Raw genomic sequence first — 19,494 nt, forward strand, 5'->3', positions numbered from 1 at the left:
GCTTGCCGGTGAAGTATCATATTTGACATTTTTTATGTCAAAATGGACAAATGAAGATCATCACGGTTCTGGTGTTGGATGGCGTGTTCGACAGCAGCTTGTCGATTACGCTGGATACCCTGTATGCGGCACAGTCCATACTTGCGGCGCGCGGCGGTGCGCTGCAAGTGCAGGTCAGGACCATCGCCGCCAAGGCTTACGTCACGACCGGCGCCGGCATGCGGATGAAGGCGGACCTCCAGCTCAAGACGGTAAAACAGGACGTATCGGACTGGATCATTGTTCCAGGCCTGGGTCACCGTTCGGATCAGGCGCTCAGCGAGGGTTTTGCGCGCACCGATACCAGGCAGGCGATGCGCTGGCTGGCGGTGGCGGGAGCGGGCAAGACCAGGATAGCGGCGTCATGCAGCGCGGTGTTTCTGCTGGCGCAGGCCGGTTTGCTCGACGGGCGCAAGGCGACGACGGCGTGGTGGCTGGCCCAGGCATTTCGCGCGCGCTATCCGGCGGTGCTGCTCGACGAAGCCCGTATCGTGGTGCGCGACGGACCGTGCCTGACTGCGGGCGCGGCCTTGTCGCAGCTGGATTTGATGCTGGCCATCGTGTCCGACGTGTTTGGCGAGTCGGTGGCGCATTTGTGCTCACGCTACTTGCTGATCGACCAGCGCGCTTCGCAGGCGCGCTACATGATGCGTGACCATCTGGAGCATGAAGACCAGACGGTGATTGCGGCGGAGCGCTGGATCGATGCGCATCTGGCGCAGCCGATGACGGTGACTGCGCTGTCGTCTGCGTTGGCGCTGTCGCCCAAGACGCTGGCGCGGCGCATCGAGGCGGCGACCGGCGTGTCGCCGATCAAATTCGTTCAGCGGCGGCGGTTGTCGCATGCCGCGCATTTGCTGGAAACGACGACGCTCTCGATCGAAGCGGTCGCGGCTCAGGTCGGTTACCAGGACAGTACCGCCTTGCGTAAATTGATCAAACGCGAGTTTGGCGTGACGCCGAGCACCTTGCGCTAACCCGACTGGTCAACTTGAAGGTCAGCGAGGCGGCAACTTGGGCGCTACTGTGATACTGTGGGGCGCGAGACAATTTTCGCAGGGATCGTCCGATTTTTTGCTGTGAAAGAGTGTCAATATGAGCCTCTCGGCTTTTATACGTTCCGATATGACGGAGATTCTTGCAGAGTGGACGGCCTTCGCGAAAAAGGCCGCACCGCCTGGTGGAGAGATGTCCGACCTGGCGCTGACCGATCATGCCGAGGCCATCCTGTGCGCAATCGCCAGCGATATCGAGAAGCATCAGAGCAAGCAACAGCAATACGACAAGTCCCAAGGCGGCGAGGCCGACGACAGCGACGAGGAGAGCGCTGCGGCTATTCACGGACGGCTGCGACAGGCGAGTAATTTTTCGCTCTTGCAGCTGAGTTCGGAGTTTCGAGCGCTGAGGGCGACCGTCTTGCGTCTCTGGTTGTCGCGCGTGGATCAAATGTCGGAAACGACGATACATGAAATGGTCCGGTTTAACGAAGCGATCGATCAGGCCCTTGCTGAATCGATTGTGACCTTCTCTGCCCGGGCGGACCGCACGCGGGATTTGTTCCTCGCCGTGCTGGGGCATGATTTGCGGGCGCCGCTTGCCACCGTTTCATTGGCCGCCGAGCTGCTCATGCGTACAGCGCTTTCCCAAGACCAGATCGCTCCGCTGGGGCAGAAAGTCAAGCGCAGCGCGATGCTGATGAGTTCGATGGTCACCGATCTGCTGGGATTTACGTGTCTGCAGATGGGGGCGGGCATGCCGACCAAGCGGTCGATGATCGATGCGCAGGAAGTGTGCAAAGCGGCGGTGGCCGATGCGGGCGCGATGTACCCCGGCAGCGCAATCGTTTTTCAGTCCAAAGGCAATTTAACTGGCGCGTTTGACGCCGTTCGCTTGCAGCAATTGTTGACCAACCTGTTGATCAACGCCGCCCAATACAGCGCAAAAGGCCATGACATTACGCTGCTGGCAGCCGGCGACGAGCAGGCCATCACGTTCAAAGTGAGCAATTTGGGGCCGGTGATATCGGAGGAGTCGCTGAAGACCATCTTCCAGCCGCTGGTCCAGCTGGATCCGGACAGTGACGACGATGCCAGGCCGAAGACCAGCCTGGGTCTCGGCCTGTTCATCGCTCATGAGACGACTGCGGCTCACAATGGCACGATTTCTGTGACGTCCGATGCGTCTGGGGAGACAGTTTTTTCGGTCAACTTCCCCCGCGATCGTTAGTGATGCAGTTCGCTGGCGACCGATGGCTGAGCCGTTGGTCCGGGCTGGAACGCTCGTTCGCTAGCCGCCGTGTCGTAAAGCGCCTCAAACCGCGCCACTTTGCCATCTCGCAAAGTAAACGCATGGACCCAGGAACTGTCGTACGCGCGCCCGGTTGGCTTGGCCAGCCAACTCGCCTCGCCGATGACGACCACCTTGTCGCCCTCGGCGATGAACTGCTTCGGTTCAAACCGGATGGTCTGCACGGAGGCGTCGAGCTTGGCGAAGAATTGCGCAATGCCCGACTTGCCGTGGAAGTTGCCGGAAAAAGGTAGCAGCTCCGATTCCGGCGTGCTCCACTCGGCGTTTTCGTGATAGCGGGTCAGCAAACTCTGGATGTCGCCGTTTTTGTAGTCTCGATAGCCGTCTATCACCACTTGCTTGTTTTCATCCGTCGCGGACGAGGCGGGTCGGATGTTCTGGTTGGTGCGGAACAGATTGTCGGGATCATATTGCCGCTTGATCTGCGCCAGCCGCTGATAGTTGGCGCCATACGCGTCGGCGGTGCGCCCGCTCTCGTCCTGGGTCAGGAAATTGACATAGACGCTGCCGGTCGCATAGGGCGCGGAGGCACTGAAAAAGTCGCGCGCCCAGTTGATGCAGCGGGCGTCGTCGGCCGGATCTTCCCAGCGCGTGTGCACGTTCATCACATACAGCGCGTCGCGGTGCGGATAGGCCGTGTCGCCCGGCGCGGGCCTGCCCGCCTGCCCGCCCAGCAGTCCGAGGAATATCTCGCATTGCGGCGTCGGCAGCTTGCTGGCGTAATGGATGACGGTATCGATGGCCTGATCGCTGAGCTGCGTGAAATTATGCGATTTCCAGTAGTTGCGCGCCCCTGGCGCCAGCAGCGGATCGAAGGCCTGCTGCCAGGCGACGTAGGGCATGGCGCCGACATGCATGCCTAGCGGTGCGCCGAAATGGGCGATGCGATCGATCGCATGTTGCACGGCATCCGGTGGCTGGCGCGAGAAGATGGGCAGCACCAGCACGTCCTGTCCATGCACCGCCGGCGGCAGGAAGGGCAGCGGCGGCGCCTGGCGCAAGACGGCCCAGACCGTGAGCTCGTCCGGCATCTCGTCGACGAAGGCGCGGTACTGCGCCAGCACGGCTTTGGCCTGGGCCAGCGGGAAAACGACCAGCCCGGCCGTGACGTCGGGCCCGACCGGATGCAGTTGAAACTCGAACCGGGTGACCACGCCGAAGTTGCCGCCGCCGCCACGGATGGCCCAGAACAGGTCGGGGTGTTCGGTGGCGCTGACGTGCAGCCGCCGGCCGTCGGCCGTGATCAGGTCGGCCGCCAGCAGATTGTCCGCCGCCAGGCCCAGCGTCCGGCTGAGCCAACCGAAACCGCCGCCCAGCGTCAGCCCGGCGACGCCGGTGGTGGAGTTGATCCCCAACGGCGTGGCCAGCGCGTAGGCCTGCGCTTCGTGATCGAAGTCGTGCAGCGTGGCGCCGCCTTCGACGTAGGCGCGGCGCTGCTGCGGATCGATCTGGACCGAGTTCATGGCCGACAGATCGATCACCAGTCCATCGTCGCACAGCGCGCTGCCGGCGATATTGTGGCCGCCGCCGCGCACGGCAAGGCTGAGGCCGTGGTCGCGCGCATAGGCCAGCGCGGTGAGGACGTCGGCCGGGCCCGCGCAGCGCACGATGGCGGCCGGGCGGCGGTCGATCATCCCGTTCCAGATGGCGCGCGCGGCGTCATAGCCGGCATCGCCGGCTTGCAGTAGTTGTCCTCTGAGCGAGGTGCGTAGTCCTTTGAGTTGATCATTCGTTGCAGTATTCATAGCGCATCTCCAGGTGGCGGCTTACGTTCATGTTTCGACGCGCAAGCCGGTGCAGACACGATTGGGCGGCGCGTGCTTCATCATAGGAAGTGGGTGCGCGCTCACGCAAGCACAGGCGCTTGAAATAGGGGAGTTTGCCCGTTGCTGATTGCGTGGGCCAGAACGCTCGGCCGGAAACGGCTTGACTTATAGTCAATCTGTTTTAACCTAGATTCGCGGAAGCCCTTTTCTGCCCTTCGTCGTCTCGGAAATGATGTCAATAAAAAGGAGAAAAATCATGTCCCGCCATCATACGTTTGTCGCCATGGCACTGTGGTCCGCAACTTTGCTCGCAACTTCCCTGTCTTTGGCTCAGAGCGGTAGTTCAGGTCGGCCTGTCGTAAAGGAAATCGAACAGAATGACAGGGTGCGCGTATATGAAGCGACCTTCAACCCGGGCGATGTCTCTCCCAGCGCCAAGCGTCCGATGCGGGTGGTGTACGCGCTGAAGGGCGGGGTGTTGGAACGTACGTATGTGGACGGCACCAAAGAAAAAATCATCTGGAAGAGTGGCGAGACCCGGATCATGCAGGAGGAACGAGATTACGCCATCAAGAACGTAGGCAAGACCAAGATAGACTTGATCGTGACCGCACTAAAAGAAACGAAATGACAAGAGGATGGGTAGTCTGAGGACTTGGGCGATAAGACGAAGGTCCGGAAATAGACCGGGCACATTCTGTTCCCAAAAAACGCCAAGCCAAAAATGACGACGTCCTGTGACTGGGCGCGATCAAGCCGATCACCACACATTGCACCCACGCACCATCATGCTCAGGCTGGCTTTGCTATCGGTGTTACAGCCGCGACGGTATATCATGGCGGTCGTTTCAACGATAGGACTAGGCATGATCATAGCGACTCACAGCGGCAAGTTTCACGCGGACGACGCGTGGGCGGTCGCCGTACTGAAGGTGTTATTCCCCGACGCGGACATTATCCGGACGCGCGACCCTGCGACCATTGAAGCGGCCGACTTTGCCGTCGATGTCGGCGGCATCTGGGACCCGGCCACCGGCCGCTTCGACCATCATCAAAAAGGCTTCAGCGGCGCACGGCAGAGCGGCGTGCCGTATGCCAGCGCGGGCCTGGTATGGCGGGAGTATGGCGCGCGCTGCGTGGCGGCGCTGGCCCTGGCGCATTGCGGGCACCAGCTCTCGGACGATAAGGCGCGGGAAATGGCCTACGGAATTGATGCGGACGTGGTGCAGTATCTCGATTTGTCGGACGTGGGGGCGGCGAAGAGCGCGCCGGGCGGGTATGGACTGTCGGCCGTGATCTCGGGCTACAACACCAACTGGCTCGACGAGCAAAGACTGGGCTACGGCGAGGCGGCGGATGGGTACCGCCTGGACCAGTTCCGTCGCGCGATGGCCGTGCTGACCGACGTCATGCTCAATGCCGTGAGATACCGGCTGGGCGCATTGCTCGCGCTGGAGCAGGTCCGGCAGGGGGAGGTGCTCGATGGCGGCAAAGTCCTGTTCCTGAAAAACGGCGCGCTGCCGTGGGGCCAGGTGGTACGCAAGGAAATGCCGAAGGTGTTGTTCGTCATCAGCCATAACCTCGCCGAGCAACGCCACATGTTGCACACCGTCTCGGTCAGCCCCGAAAGTTTCGAGGCGCGGGCCGACTTGCCTGAAGCGTGGGCAGGACTGCGCGACGCCGAACTGGCGGCGGTCACCGGCGTGCCGGATGCGGGTTTTTGCCACAACGGCAGGTTTATCGCGTCTGCCAAGTCGTACGAGGGGATACGCGCGATGGCGGTCTTGGCGCTGGAGGGCGTCGGCGAAGGTGGCGCGGGTTAAGCGGCGCTGGAGGCCATTTTCAAATCATATGCTTGTTGCATGTTGAGCCATGGCTGCGGATCGCCACCGAAGTAGTGTGTGAGCCGCAGCACGGTATCTGCGGTTAGTCCCCGTTCTTCTTTGACTAGTTCATTGACTTGACGATGTCATTGACGCGCGACGGAGACGCTCGCAACATCGGACCAGCCAGAGCAATAACTTTGGTGAAACGGCTGAGCTAGTTCGCCTATTCCGGCGATACTGCTCATGCCATGTAAGTCTGAAGCTTTTTCAATTCGCTTTTGATGAGCGTGAAAACTTCCGGAAGATCAAGCGACTTCCTGGAGAGCCGTTCCGATCGCATTGGTTCGCTATAAAGATGTTCGAGGTCGGCAGCGCAACCGTGCTTCTCGAAATATTCCTCGGTACGGATCTCGGGTAAAGGGACGAACGCCCCCGTCTTGCGGTTGAAGAGTACACCTTTGACGGGATAGGCTTTCAGCATTTGCCGTAGGTTCGCATCCAAGGTTAAAAACATCGGGATGATGTATCGCCCGTCACCGCCGGACAGAATAATTTTTTCTAGAAAGCGAGGTGCAGACATGTCCCATGCGATATTGTCGAGTTTCCTCAAAAGTCCGGTTTTCTTTGTTCCTTTTTTGATCTGCTCAAGCATGCTAATGCTTTTTCTGTCGCAAAAGAATTTGTGCGCAATGATGGCTTCGCGATCTGCGTAGGCACCGGTAACTTCATGCACAAATTTGAAGTATTCCTTCATCTTATTCTTTGGGCTTTTGGCGGATGCGATTTGAATGCGTAAGATGGCGATGAGGTGAAGCAAGAGGACCTTTTGGCGCAATTCCCAAGATTGGATAAGATTGCTACCCAATTCGCGGGCATAGAAATCATAGCTATACTGAACTGCGGTATGTACGGCTTCGCAATAACTCATCATGGATTTAATTACGCCGGTTGCTTTGAAAGCAGCGCAATCTATGCTCCGGAATAGCTGGAAACTCACCATATTTTTTCGGAAGTCGCGATTAAGTGACTTCCAAAACTGAATGGCGCTACTCGGATTCATGCTAAGACGCTTTCGCACTGTCTTAAGATTTTCCACCATATAGAAGACGCTGTCGAAGTTCAGGTTGTCATATAGGATGCTCGTTAGCAAATGCTCCGCCTCAGGGACCTTTTCCAGCGACCGGCCTTGGATCAGCGCATCTACGTACGTGACCATATTTGTGTCCAGAGTCAGTGTATAGTCGATTTTAAACTGCGCTTCCTGACCGGTGGTCATTTGCGCAAAGATGTGATCATCCATGAAGTAAAGTGTACTTCGGGAAAAATACGGGATAAGAAAATTGCCTGGCTCCATCATGTATTTTTCTAGCGTGGCCGGAAGCCAATTTTTTTTCCAATCCTTAAGCGCGACCATTGCGAACAAGTGCGGATTCGGCTTCCGCAAACAGGACCAACTAGCCAATGCTTCTAGGGGATTTGTCGCAGAGCTTAAAACATGGATGCATTGCTGCATATCTTGCGCGTCGAATTCCGTCATCAGTTTCTTTCAGTGGAGCCGCCGTCTCATACGGATGGGAACCGCAGGTGCCAACTGGCTTAGCAATAATGGTTAGGACATTGGGCGGCGGAGGGAGTTCGGGTGCCACTCGTGTCGATTTGCACCGAAAACTGACCCATCTTACCCCGTAATTCGCAGCATAATCTGACCCATGTTTAGACCACGCTGGGTGATGCCATCCCGACGCAGGCCAAACTGGTGGTGCTCAACGATTGACTTGGCGTGTCACCCCAGTGATTGCGTTTTGGGACTGGCAGGCGAAAGGTGACGAAGTCGAGCGACGCAACGCCTGACGAAGTCGGCTTTCACACAGGCGTCATTGTTGTTGGGCAGCAGCAGGCTTTGCTGGTGCCCTTGGTCCAATCTGAAGTGCCACTCGACGAGGATGATGATCTACTTTTTCGCTGGGTAGCAGACTAGGCGGCAGAGTCCAGGCGTTCCGGGAATGGACCGACACAGGGAGTTTGCACCGCAGAAACTAAAACGCCAACCTGCATGGGTTGGCGTTGTCGCTCAAGAATTCTTGGTGGCCCGGGGCGGAATCGAACCACCGACACAAGGATTTTCAATCCTCTGCTCTACCAACTGAGCTACCAGGCCAAGGGCCGCAATTATAGCGACCCTCCCCGGGGTTTGGCAAGGCCCAGCCACCACTTTTATTGACAGTAACAATTCCTGGGTATAAATTTAGTCGCTTTGGCATGACCTCGATAGGGACACTATGAAGCGGGCGACTTGGTTGGTGGCGGGATTGACGGTGGCGGGCGCGGTGCATGGCGCCGAATTGACGCCGGTGCAAAAGCAGATGCGCGAGATTTACCAGGAACTGGTGGAAACCAATACCACCAATTCGACCGGCTCCTGCACGGTGGCGGCCAACAAGATGGCCAAGCGCCTGAAAGCGGCCGGCTACCAGGACGCCGAGCTGCACCTGATCGTGCCGCCGGGCGGCCCGGCCAAGGGCAACCTGGTGGCGCGCATCAAGGGCGACGGCAGCAAGAAGCCGCTGTTGTTGCTGGCCCACATAGACGTGGTCGAAGCCAACCGCGCCGACTGGGCGCGCGATCCGTTCAAGCTGGTCGAGGAGGACGGCATGTTCTACGCGCGCGGCGCCTCCGACGACAAGGCCATGGCCGCATCCTTCGTCGCCAACATGATCCGCTACAAAAAGGAAAAGCTGGCGCCCAAGCGCGACGTCGTCATGGCGCTGACCTGTGACGAGGAAATGGTGCCCAGCAAATTCGACGGCGCCGAATACCTGTTCAACCACCACCGCGCGCTGATCGACGCCGAGATCGCGTTGAACGAAGGCGGCAGCGGCCTGCTGGACAAGCAGGGCAAGCCGGTACGCCACGGCATCCAGGCCGGCGAAAAAATCTACCAGAGCTTCCAGCTGGAGGTGACCAATCCCGGCGGCCACAGTTCGGCGCCGTATCGCGACAACGCCATCTACCACCTGGCCGACGGCCTGTCGCGCCTGGGGCAGTTCGCTTTCCCGTTCAAGCTGTCGGCCGTCACGCGCGCCTACTACGAACGCATGTCCAGCGTGGAGCAGGGCCAGGTCGCCGCCGACATGAAGGCCATCCTCAACGATCCGCCCGACGCGGCCGCGCTGGAGCGCCTGTACGCGGTCAGCCCGGTGCACAACTCCACTGTGCGCACCACCTGCGTGGCGACCAAGGTCGACGCCGGCCATGCCGACAATGCGCTGCCGCAGCGCGCCCGCGCCACCGTCAACTGCCGCATCCTGCCGGACGAGAAGGTGGACGATGTGCAGGCCACGCTGCAACGCGTGGTGGCCGACGACCAGATCAAGATCACCCGCATCGGCGAAGGCCTGAGCGCGCCGATGCCGCCGCTGACGCCGGCCCTGATGAAGGCAGTGGAAGAGATCAGCAACGATATGTGGCCGGGCGTGCCGGTGATCCCGACCATGTCGACCGGCGGCACCGACGGTCGCTTCCTCAACAGCGGCGGCATCTGGACCTACGGTATCAGCGGCATGTTCAGTGGCCCGGAAGGCAGCGGCGCGCACGGCTTGAACGAACATATCCGCGTGAAGTCGCTGTACGATGGCCAGGAGTACCTGTACCGCCTGGGTAAGCGGCTGGCCACCGAATAAGGCCGGGACTTACTCCGGCACGACGATGCGCCAGCGCCAGGGCTTGAGTACGGACTGGCCTTCGTCGCCGGCCAGCTTGTACTTTTGCAGCGTGGCGGTCGGGTTGACGATCACCCGCACATTGTTCTTGCCCTGTTGGCGCTTGAAGGCAAACAGCTGCTCGTTGCCGACGTCGAGCAGTTGCACCGCACCGCCGCTGGCGCCGTTCCACAACGCCGGGTTTTCCTTCTTCAGCTGATTCAGGCCGGCGTAGAAGCCTTCCAGTTCGTAGCTCTTCCAGTCGACCGGATCTTTTTCAAAGAACTCCAGCTTCTTCTCCAGCCGCGCTTCCTGGCCGTTGTAGATCAGCGGGATGCCGGGCAGGGTATAGCTCAACACCGCCATCGCGCCGTAGGCCGGGCCGTACAGGTCCTTGTCCGTGCCCTGCCACGAATTGATGTCGTGGTTGTTGGTGAACTGCAGGCGGTAGGCGTCGCGCGGATAAGCTTTCGGCGGATTGCTCACCAGGGCTTTCAGTTCAGCCGCTCCTGCCTGGCCTTTGCCGATCTTGACCATCAGCGTGTTCAGCGGCCAGTCGTAGCTGGCGTCGAAGGCCTTCTCGTGCAGCGCCGGCTCGTTCCATTCGGCCAGCATGAACACCGGCTTGATCTTGTCCAGCTGCGCGCGCGCCTGGTTCCAGAATTCGGTCGGCACCAGGCCTGCGGCGTCGCAGCGGAAGCCGTCGATGCCGGCCTCGCGCACCCAGAACGCCATCGCGTCCGTCATGCCCTTCCACAGTTCCTTGTTGCCGTAATCGAGGCCGATCACGTCGGTCCATTCCTCCATTTCGCCCGCTTCGTTCTTGAAGGTGACTGAGTGGATTTCGCCCTTGTCGTTCTTCTTGTACCAGTCCGGATGCTGGCTGGCCCATGGGTGATCCCAGGCCGTGTGGTTGCCCACCCAGTCCAGGATCACGTGCATGCCCAGCGCGTGCGCCTGCTTCACCAGCTTGCGCAGATCGTCCATGCTGCCGTAGTCCGGGTTGACGGCGGTGTAGTCCTTCACGGCGTAGTAGCTGCCCAGCGTGCCCTTGCGGTTTTGCTGGCCGATCGGGTGGACCGGCATTAGCCACACGATGTCCACGCCCATCTGCTTCAGGCGCGGCAGCGTGGCGGCGAAGGCGCTCAGCGTGCCTTCCTTGCTGTACTGGCGCAGGTTGACTTCGTAGATGTTGGAACTGCGGGACCAGGCCGGGTGTTTCACGGCGCCGGTTTCGGCATGGGCCGCGATCGGCCCGTACATCAGTGCGGACAGTGCGGTCAGTGGCAGCAGGGCGGCAAGCTTTTTCATGGAACTCCTTATTGTTTCAGCGTGCGTTCGAACAGCTGATAGATGCGGCGGTATTCGTCGTACCAGCTTTCCGGATGCACGAAGCCGTGACGCTCCAGCGGATACGGCGCCAGTTCCCAGTTGTCTTTTTTCAGTTCGATGAAGCGCTGCGCCATGCGCACCGAATCCTGGAAGAACACGTTATCGTCGATCATGCCGTGGGCGATCAGCAGATTGCCTTGCAGCTTGTCGGCGTATTCGATCGGCGACGAGATCTTGTACGCATCCGGGTCCAGCTCCGGCGTGTTGAGGATGTTGGAGGTGTACTCGTGGTTATAGGTGGTCCAGTCGGTCACGGGACGCAGCGCCGCGCCGGACTTGAACTGATCCGGTGCGCGCAGCAGCGCCATGAAGGTCATGAAGCCGCCGTAGCTGCCGCCGTAGATGCCGACGTTTTTGGCGTCGCCCTGCTGGTTGGCCACCATCCAGTTCAAGCCGTCGATGTAGTCTTCCAGTTCCGGGTGGCCCATCTGGCGGTAGATCGCGGTGCGCCATTTGCTGCCGTAGCCCAGCGATGCGCGGTAGTCCATGTCCAGCACGATGTAGCCTTTTTCCACCAGCAGGTTGTGGAACATCTGCTCGCGGAAGTAGACCGGATAACGCTTGCTGACGTTTTGCAGGTAGCCGGCGCCGTGCACGAACATCACCACCGGATATTTTTTACCCGCTTCCAGCGTGGCCGGGCGATACAGCTTGGCCCACACCGGATCGGCGCCATGCGTGGACGGCACGGCGACGATCTGCGGCGTGATCCACTCGCGCGCCTTGTAGTCGGCGCTGCGGGTGTCGGTCAGCTGGATGGCGGCGCCGCCGCTGCTGGCGACGGTGGCGATCTGGGTCGGCATGTAGGCGCTGGAGTAGCGCACCAGCAGCTTGCGGCCGTCCGGTGACAGCGTGAAGCTCTCGACGCCGCCCAGCGACGTCAGCTCGTGCAAGGCGCCGTCCTTGGTGGAGGCGGAACACACCTCGTAGGTGCCCGGCAGTTTTGGATTGCACAGGAAGTAGGCGGTGCTGCCGTCGGCGTTCCATTCAACGTCGCTGGTTTCCCATTTGCCCGAGGTCAGCGCGCGCGCCTTGCCGTCCGCCGTTTGCGTGTACAGGTGGGCGTAGCCGCTTTCTTCCGACTGGTACCACAGCGAGCTGTTGTCGGGCTGCCAGCCGAAATCGTTGCCGCGGTTATTGACCCAGGCGGCGTCGCTCAGGTGGTGCACCGGTTTCAGTTTGGCGCCGGCCAGGTCGACTGTGGCGATCCAGCGGTCCTTGTTGTCGATCGCCTGCACCATCACGGCCACTTGCGCGCCGTTGGCGCTCCAGCGGATCGAGTCTTCGCGGTTTTCGAAACGCAGGCCGCGATTGCCTTTGAGCGGATCGAGCTTGTGCGCGGCGCGCAGTTCGGCCAGCGGATCGACGGCGATGCCGGGCAGGGCGTCGAACGACAGGTCGGTCACTTTGCGGGTCGATAGTTCAACCAGTTTTAGTTGCTGCGGCAGCGGGCCGGCGTCGCTGACGCGCTTGCGCTGGTCGTCGCTTTCCTCGTAGCCGGATTCGGTGACGTACTTGGCCAGCTTGCCGACGCGGCGCTTGTCGCCGTCCTTGGCGCTGGTGACCACCAGCAGGTAGCGGCCGTCCGGCGACAGCGCGCTGGTGTCGATGACGACCTTCTCGCCGAAGTAGACCGGCAGCGGCGCGCGGGTAGGGTCGGCGCTGCGTTCGGCGTTGCGGCGGTCGCGGGTGGCGTCCTTCTCTTCCTTCAGGCGCGCCAGCGTGGACATCAGGCGCAGTTGCAGGTCGCGGCGGCTGTCGGCGTCCGGCGCGGCGTCCGGGTCCTTGGCGGTGCGCAGCAGCGCCACCGGCGACACCAGGCGCTCGGCGCGGCTCCAGCTGAACCAGTCGGCGCCGACGCGGAACTGCACGTGGGCGCCGTCGGCGGCGTATTGCGGATCGACGGCGGGCGTGGTGCCGCGCAGGATCTGCGTCAACGCGCCGGTCTTCAGGTCGCGCTCGAACAGGTCGCCGTTGCGCAGCAGCAGGGCGCGCGTGTGGTCGCGGTTGTAGACGGGGGCGGCGGCGTCAAGGTTGGCCAGCTGCTTGTCGTCGACCAGTTTCGCTGCGCCGGCGGCGGCGATCTGGAAGGTGTCGCGCAGCGGCGAGCCGGCGCGCTTTTGCTTGTAGTAGACCTGGCGGCTGTCCCAGCCCCACCATGCGGCTTCCACCGGATTGCCGATCCAGTCGGGATTGGCCATCGCCTGGTCCAGCGTGATCGGGGTTGGCGTGGCGCCGGCGCTGGCGGCGAACGAGCCGGCCATGGCGGCGGCTAAAAGGGGCAAGACAAAACGCATCGGTAGTTTCGCTTTGAGGTTGGGTGAACGGGAGCGCCGGATCACGGCGCGTCCACGATTCTAGCCCAGGCTCCAGTGAACTGTAATGCTTATATGTTCAGTTGCGTCTTCAGTTGCGGGCCATCTTGTCGCTGCTGCCATGGCGCGCGTCCGGGCCGCCGTGGCGTGGCGCTAGCCGCAAGGCCAGCAGCAGGATGGCGCCGGCCGCCAGGTACATGGCGATCAGCACGGCCAGCATGGCGGCGCTGCCGCCCCACGCCAGCAGGCGCGCGCTCAGTACCGGGGCGAACGCCCCGCCCAGCAGGCCGAAGCTGAGCACCAGCGCGATGCCGGCCGGGGCGCGCCGGCGCGACAGCAGGTCGGTGACGATGGCAATCAGCAGCGGCGCGGCCGAGGCGATGCCCAGTGACGCCAGCACCAGCCCGGCCAGCGACCAGGCCATGCCGTTGTTGGCGGCGAGCGCCAGCGCCAGGCCGCCGGCGGCCAGCACCATGCAGGCGACGAAGTGGCCGCGCCGTTCGTGCCGGCGGTCCGAATCGTAGCCGATGGCGATCATGCCGAGCACCCCCGCCAGACTGGGGACTGCGGCCAGCAGGCCAGGCTGCATATGGCTTGCTTCGGCCCAGCGCTGCATCAGCGCCGGCGCCCAGGACAGCAGCGCGTAGCTGGCGCCGATCAGCAGCAGGTTGGCGGCGGCCAGCAGGCACAGGGCGCGGTCGCGCAGCAGCGAGTCTATGATGTCGGCGGTCGAAGGCGGCGCGGCGTCGTCCGGCGCTGGCTGGCCGGGAGCGAATGCCGCCTGCAGCTGCGCTTCGTCGCGCGCCAAGTCCTGTTCGATCATCAGTTGTTCGAACGGTGTCAGCCAGCCGGCATCGTCGGGGCGCTCATCCAGGTAGCCGTAGACGACGGCGCCCAGCAGCACGGCCGGCAGGCCTTGCGTCAGCAGCAGCCATTGCCAGCCTTGCAGGCCGGCCGCGCCATGCAGGTATGTCAGCGTGGCGTCGCACAGCGGACCGGCGGCGACGCCGGCCAGCAGCGCGGCCGAGGCGAACACCGCGAACGCGCGCGCGCGGCGCGGCGCCGGATACCACCAGCAAAGGTACAGAATCACGCCGGGAAAGAAGCCTGCTTCCAACGCGCCCAGCGTGAAGCGCAGCGCGTACAACTGGAACGGCGTGCGGACGAAGGCGGCGGCGGCCGACACCACGCCCCAGCACAGCATCAGGCGCAGCAGCGTGCGGCGGGCGCCGGTCTTTTCCAGCAGCAGGTTGGCGGGGAGGGCGAACAGGCAGCAGCCGGCGAAGAACAGGCCGGCGCCCCAGGCGTAAACCTGGTCGTCGAAGCGCAGGCTGGCTTGCATCTGCCCTTGCGCGTAGCCGAGGTTGATGCGGTCCAGGCAGGCGACCGCGTAGCACAGCATCAGCAGCGGCAGCAGGCGCCAGCTGATTTTGCGGTAAATGGCGTCCAAGCCGGCGGAGCCGCGGAGGTGCAGTACGGTGGCGGTATGGGTCTGCATGCAGACGATATTAATCTGCACGATATTGCTTAGGCAAGCGTTAGCGGCGCGCGGCGGAACTCAAAACAACAGTGTTCCGCAGTGTTCCAGCATTGCGCTTGCACCAGGTCAGGCGGCCGCTGCGCCGGGACCGGCGTCATAGATGCGGGCGCGGCGCGGACGCAGCTCCGGCTGGGTGGCGGCGCCGTTGTCTTCCTGCGCCAGGAACTGGCTGCCGATCTCGAACCATTCTTCGCTGGAGATCACTTTCTGCGCCAGCGGCAGCAGCTCCTGCTCTTCCTTGTCGAGCCGTTTGAGCAGGTTCTGGCAATACAGGTCCACCGTGCGGCACAGGAACTTGCCTTGCGAAGCGCTGCGGCGCATGGCGCGGCGCAGGCATTTGTGCACGGCGTTGAGCATGGCGCCGCCGAGCCGGCTCAGCGATTCGAGATCGTTCATCAGCGCGCCGCAATTGGCGTCGGCCGCGCGCACGGCCGGCATCAGGCAGACCTCGACTTTGCGCTGGTGGCGCGACTCGGCAAAGGTGGTCAATTCCTTGAGCTGGGATTCAATGAACACAGGATCGATTTCCTGCGGGCGACGCGCGATCGACTGCACGTATTGCAGCAGACGGGCGATGAAATGGCGTTCTTTTTTTTGTTCGATCGATAGTGTCAATAAGACATAGGTGGCAGTGAGCATAACGTTTCCCGTATTTCGTCTGACTTCGGCTGCGCGGCAAGCGTTGGATGGCGGACGCGCCCGAGGTGAAGACTGCTACCTTAGCGCTGTGGCGGACTCATTCAACGTCGATTTACAATTGTTCACAACTAGTCGTGTGGCAATAACAGTATCGAAATAAAATCGCGAAGATTACCGGCGGGGAAAACGAGTTGACTACACGCCATGCCGGTCGTGAACGTGCGTACTCTTCCTGACTGAGAGGGAAATTATGCACCTATTTTGCGTGTGAAAATACGTGATTTATTGCGTCGATCAAAAATATTTTGTATCTAGCCGCGGCGATGTTTCGCCGCGGCTAGATTGCTGCGCTGCGGTAGCAATCAGGCGGCGCGCGGCTGGCCCAGGTAGGCGCTGCGCGGGGCGGTGAAGCCCTGCTTGACCTGGCGCGCGGTGTCGTCGGTCAGCACTTCGTCCTGGCCCGCTTCCAGCGCGGCGACGATGAGGCGGGCCACGTCGGCCGGGGCCGATTTCGGCGCGTCCACGCCGTCGGTCATGTCGGTGTCCATATAGCCCATGTGGGCGCCCAGCACCTGGGTGTTCTGCGCCTGCAGTTCGCCGCGCAGGCCGTTGGTCATCGCCCAGGCGGCGGCCTTGGACACGCTGTAGGTGCCGCTGGTCGGCAGGCTGATCCAGCTCAGCGCGGACAGCACGTTGACGATGGCGCCGCCGCCGTTGCGCTTGAGCGCGGGGGCGAAGGCCTGGCTCAGCGCCATCGGGCCGAACAGGTTGGTCTCCAGTTCGGCGCGCGCCGAGGCGTCGGCGTCGGGCGTGGAGACGCCGCTGCCGGTGAAGATGCCGGCGTTGTTGATCAGGATGGTCAGGTCGGGGATGGCCTGCGCGGCGGCGGCGATGTCGGCCGCGTTGGTGACGTCGAGCTGGATCGGCGTGACGCCGGCCAGGGTGACGCTGGCGGGGTTGCGGGCGCCGCCATACACCTTGCGGGCGCCGGCGGCGAGCACGGCTTGCGCCAGGGCCTTGCCCAGGCCACGGTTGGCGCCGGTGATGAGGACGACGGCATCTTTGATGTTCATGGTATTTCCTTTCAGTGGGTAAATCGATGAAAAACAATATGACCGGTCATCTTAAAAACCGGCGAAAAAAAAAGCATCACAGCAAAATACGGTTCAGCACCATGTCGGCGTAGCGGTCCAGCGGCGCCCGGCTGTGCGACGCTTTCGCGTGCAGCACCGCGCCTTGCCAGGCGTCGATGACGAAATGGGCCAGTTCCAGCGCCGGCTGCTGCGCGCCGATGCTGCCGTCGCGCTGGCCTGCGGCGATCACCACCGACAGGGCGGCGGCCCATTCGTCGTAGGCCTGGCGCAGCGCGTCGCGCATGGCCGGGATCTGGGTCGACAGTTCGCTGCTGAAGTTGCCCAGCATGCAACCGCAGTTGTAGTCGGTGGCGGTGTTGGCGCCGATCAGCAGGTCGAAATACGTCCGCAGCCTGGCCTTGGGCGCCTGGCTGGCGTCGTCCAGCACGTCGAGATAGCCGGCCGCCGCCGCGCGGTAGCGCTGCAACACTTCCAGCCCCAGCGCTTCCTTGCTGGCGAAGTGGTTGTAGAACGAGCCCTTCGGCACAGCGGCGGCGTCCGTGATGTCCTGGACGCTGGTGGCGTTGAAACCCTTGCTGTGAAGCAGGTTCAAGCCGGCTGTGACGATTTGCTCTTTGACGTTTGGTTTGGCCATGCGCTAAATATGACCGGTCGTCTCAAAATAGTCAAGAATAATTTTTGTTGCCAATCGTTTGAAAGAGTAGCGGCGGCAAGTAACAGCCAAGTAACTGTTTTGCTTGCTGCACTGCGATCTTGGTATCATGCCGACAGCCGGCCACCAGCCGGTATTTTTCTTATAACGTCGGAGATCACCGAATGAGACTATCACTGCTGCTGTTGGGAACCGCCGTCGCGGCTTCCAACGCCCTGGCCGCGCCGCGCGGCTTCACCGTTGAAGACATGGTCAAGATGGAGCGCGTCGGCAGCCCGGTGCTGTCGCCGGACGCCACCCGCGTCGTCTACACGGTGCGTTCCACCAATCTGGACAAGAACCGTGGCAACACCCAGTTGTGGATGCTGGACCTGCGCGCGCCCAAGGCTGCGCCGGTACGCCTGACCCAGGCCGACGCCAGCAGCAGCGATCCCGAATGGTCACCGGCCGGCGACGCGGTCTACTTCCTGTCGGCCCGTTCCGGCTCGCAGCAGGTGTGGCGCTTGCCGCTGGCCGGCGGCGAAGCGGCGCGCGTGACCGACCTGGCGCTGGACGTGGAAAACTTCCGCCTGTCGCCGCAGGGCGACCGCCTGGCGCTGAGCCTGGCCGTGTTCCGCGATTGCGCCGACCTGGCTTGTACCAAGACCCGCCTCGATGCGCAGGGCAAGGCCAAGGCCAGCGGCAAGGTTTACGACAAGCTGTTCGTGCGCCACTGGGATACCTGGGCCGACGGCCGCACCAACGTGCTGTACGCGGCGCCGATCGACGCCAGCGGCAAGGTCAGCGCGCAGCCGGTCAGCCTGTCCGGCATGCTCGACGGCGACGTGCCGTCCAAGCCGTTCGGCGACCACGACGAATACCATTTCAGCCCGGACGGCAAGACCGTGGTCTTCTCGGCCCGCATCGCCGGCAAGACCGAAGCCTGGTCGACCAACTTCGACGTCTACACCGTGGCGGCCGAAGGCGGCGCGGTCAAGAACCTGACCGCCGACAACCAGGCCTGGGACACCAAGGCGATCTACTCGCCGGACGGCAAGACGCTGGCCTACCTGGCCATGGACAAGCCGACCTTTGAAGCCGACCGCTTCCACCTGGTGCTGATCGACGTCGCCAGCGGCAAGAAGCGCACCGTCGCCGACAACTGGGACCGCTCGATCGCCGACTACCGCTGGACCCCGGACAGCAAGACCCTGCTGGCCAGCGCCGACGATATCGGTCAGCACCGCCTGTTCTCCATCGACGCCGCCAGCGGCAAGGTGAGCGCGCTGACCGGCAACGGTTATGTGAGCGGCTTCGACGTCGCGCGCGACACCGTCGTCATGGCGCAGGCCAACCTGGCGTCCGGCGCGCAGCTGTTTAAGTTCAAGCTGGGTGGCTCGGCCGACAAGGCGCAGCAGCTGACCACGCTGAACGCGCAGGCGCTGGCCGACGTCAAGTTCGGCGAGTACGAGCAGTTCTCCTTCACCGGCGCCAACGGCGAGACCGTCTACGGCCACGTGATGAAGCCATGGAACGCCCAGCCCGGCGTCAAATACCCGATCGCCTTCCTGGTGCACGGCGGCCCGCAGGGCAGTTTCGGCAACTCGTGGAGCTATCGCTGGAATCCGCAGGTGTACGCCGGCGCCGGCTACGCCACCGTGTTCATCGACTTCCACGGCTCGACCGGCTACGGCCAGAAGTTCACCGATTCGATCAGCGGCGACTGGGGCGGCAAGCCTCTGGAAGACTTGCAAAAAGGCCTGGCCGCAGCGGTGCAGAAATTCCCGTGGCTGGACCGCGAGCGCAGCTGCGCGCTGGGCGCGTCCTACGGCGGCTTCATGATGAACTGGATCGAAGGCAGCTGGTCCGACGGCTTCAGGTGCATCGTCAACCATGACGGCGTGTTCGACACGCGCGGCATGGCCTACGCCACCGAAGAGATCTGGTTCACCGAATGGGAAAACGGCGGCGCCTACTACGACGTGCCGGAACTGCACGAGAAGTTCAACCCGGCGCTGAAAGTGAAGAACTGGAAAACCCCGATGCTGGTGGTGCAGGGCGACCTGGACTTCCGCATTCCGACCACGCAGGGCCTGGGCACCTTCACCGCGCTGCAACGCCGCGGCATCCCAAGCAAGCTGCTGATGTTCCCGGATGAAAACCACTGGGTGCTGAAGCCGGCCAACTCGCTGCTGTGGCACCACACGGTGATCGACTGGCTCGATACCTACCTCAAAAAATAAAACC

The 19,494-nt window shown here is 62.3% G+C and carries 14 protein-coding genes, 1 tRNA gene and 2 pseudogenes; 6 read left to right on the forward strand and 11 right to left on the reverse strand.

The features are described from left to right. Positions 1-50: 50 nt before the first annotated feature. Positions 51-1,016 (forward strand): GlxA family transcriptional regulator, encoded by a 966-nt coding sequence (locus tag D0T21_RS27085; RefSeq protein ID WP_116992598.1) that lies wholly within the window; start codon positions 51-53, stop codon positions 1,014-1,016. A gap of 118 nt (positions 1,017-1,134) precedes the next feature. Next, a complete protein-coding gene (locus tag D0T21_RS27090) occupies positions 1,135-2,265 on the forward strand; it encodes a sensor histidine kinase KdpD (RefSeq protein WP_158568056.1) in 1,131 nt (376 codons plus the stop codon). Here D0T21_RS27090 and D0T21_RS32585 read toward each other — a convergent pair. Then, complete coding sequence (locus tag D0T21_RS32585; RefSeq protein ID WP_229211655.1) at positions 2,262-2,681, reverse strand: nuclear transport factor 2 family protein; 420 nt, start codon at positions 2,679-2,681, stop codon at positions 2,262-2,264. The two genes, D0T21_RS27090 and D0T21_RS32585, sit on opposite strands and share 4 nt — an antisense overlap. A gap of 24 nt (positions 2,682-2,705) precedes the next feature. Further along, positions 2,706-4,091 (reverse strand): annotated as a pseudogene (locus D0T21_RS27095) (FAD-binding oxidoreductase); the annotation flags it as partial. A gap of 277 nt (positions 4,092-4,368) precedes the next feature. Between D0T21_RS27095 and D0T21_RS27100 the strand changes: the two are divergent. Beyond that, positions 4,369-4,743, forward strand: coding sequence for a hypothetical protein (locus tag D0T21_RS27100; protein WP_116992597.1), 375 nt, complete (start codon positions 4,369-4,371; stop codon positions 4,741-4,743). 235 nt (positions 4,744-4,978) lie between these two features. After that, positions 4,979-5,935, forward strand: a complete 957-nt coding sequence (locus tag D0T21_RS27105; protein WP_116992596.1) for an MYG1 family protein — start codon at positions 4,979-4,981, stop codon at positions 5,933-5,935. On the opposite strand, the pseudogene D0T21_RS27110 reads toward D0T21_RS27105, so the two are convergent. The 3 genes and pseudogenes from D0T21_RS27110 to D0T21_RS27120 form a co-directional block, all read right to left on the reverse strand. Next, a pseudogene (locus D0T21_RS27110) lies at positions 5,932-6,066 on the reverse strand (HigA family addiction module antitoxin); the annotation flags it as partial. The gene D0T21_RS27105 and the pseudogene D0T21_RS27110 overlap by 4 nt on opposite strands. 113 nt (positions 6,067-6,179) lie before the next feature. Then, positions 6,180-7,475 (reverse strand): hypothetical protein, encoded by a 1,296-nt coding sequence (locus D0T21_RS27115; RefSeq protein ID WP_147328175.1) that lies wholly within the window; start codon positions 7,473-7,475, stop codon positions 6,180-6,182. Between the two features lie 545 nt (positions 7,476-8,020). After that, positions 8,021-8,096 (reverse strand) — tRNA-Phe (locus tag D0T21_RS27120). A gap of 121 nt (positions 8,097-8,217) precedes the next feature. Between D0T21_RS27120 and D0T21_RS27125 the strand changes: the two genes are divergently transcribed. Next, the gene (locus tag D0T21_RS27125) at positions 8,218-9,618 is read left to right on the forward strand and encodes a M20/M25/M40 family metallo-hydrolase (RefSeq protein ID WP_116992594.1); all 1,401 of its coding nucleotides are present in this window, start codon (positions 8,218-8,220) and stop codon (positions 9,616-9,618) included. Positions 9,619-9,627: 9 nt separating this feature from the next. On the opposite strand, the gene D0T21_RS27130 is transcribed toward D0T21_RS27125, so the two are convergent. From D0T21_RS27130 to D0T21_RS27155, 6 genes are all read right to left on the reverse strand, one after another. Further along, entirely contained in the window at positions 9,628-10,947 is a 1,320-nt protein-coding gene (locus tag D0T21_RS27130) for an alpha-amylase family glycosyl hydrolase (RefSeq protein ID WP_116992593.1), read from the reverse strand. An 8-nt stretch (positions 10,948-10,955) separates the two neighbouring features. Next, positions 10,956-13,292, reverse strand: coding sequence for a S9 family peptidase (locus tag D0T21_RS27135; RefSeq protein ID WP_116992592.1), 2,337 nt, complete (start codon positions 13,290-13,292; stop codon positions 10,956-10,958). 142 nt (positions 13,293-13,434) lie between these two features. Further along, entirely contained in the window at positions 13,435-14,862 is a 1,428-nt protein-coding gene (locus D0T21_RS27140) for an MFS transporter (protein ID WP_229211651.1), read from the reverse strand. An 87-nt stretch (positions 14,863-14,949) separates the two neighbouring features. Continuing rightward, entirely contained in the window at positions 14,950-15,522 is a 573-nt protein-coding gene (locus D0T21_RS27145) for a hemerythrin domain-containing protein (RefSeq protein WP_116992590.1), read from the reverse strand. 362 nt (positions 15,523-15,884) lie between these two features. Then, positions 15,885-16,595: an SDR family oxidoreductase gene (locus tag D0T21_RS27150; protein ID WP_116992589.1), complete on the reverse strand. Its 711-nt coding sequence runs from the start codon at positions 16,593-16,595 to the stop codon at positions 15,885-15,887. Positions 16,596-16,671: 76 nt separating this feature from the next. Beyond that, positions 16,672-17,250, reverse strand: a complete 579-nt coding sequence (locus D0T21_RS27155; RefSeq protein WP_116992588.1) for a TetR/AcrR family transcriptional regulator — start codon at positions 17,248-17,250, stop codon at positions 16,672-16,674. A 182-nt stretch (positions 17,251-17,432) separates the two neighbouring features. Here D0T21_RS27155 and D0T21_RS27160 point away from each other — a divergent pair, with 182 nt between their 5' ends. Continuing rightward, a complete protein-coding gene (locus tag D0T21_RS27160; protein WP_116992587.1) occupies positions 17,433-19,490 on the forward strand; it encodes a S9 family peptidase in 2,058 nt (685 codons plus the stop codon). Positions 19,491-19,494: the final 4 nt, after the last annotated feature.

It is taken from the genome of Duganella sp. BJB476 (genome assembly GCF_003416895.1).
Classification (GTDB): domain Bacteria; phylum Pseudomonadota; class Gammaproteobacteria; order Burkholderiales; family Burkholderiaceae_D; genus Rugamonas.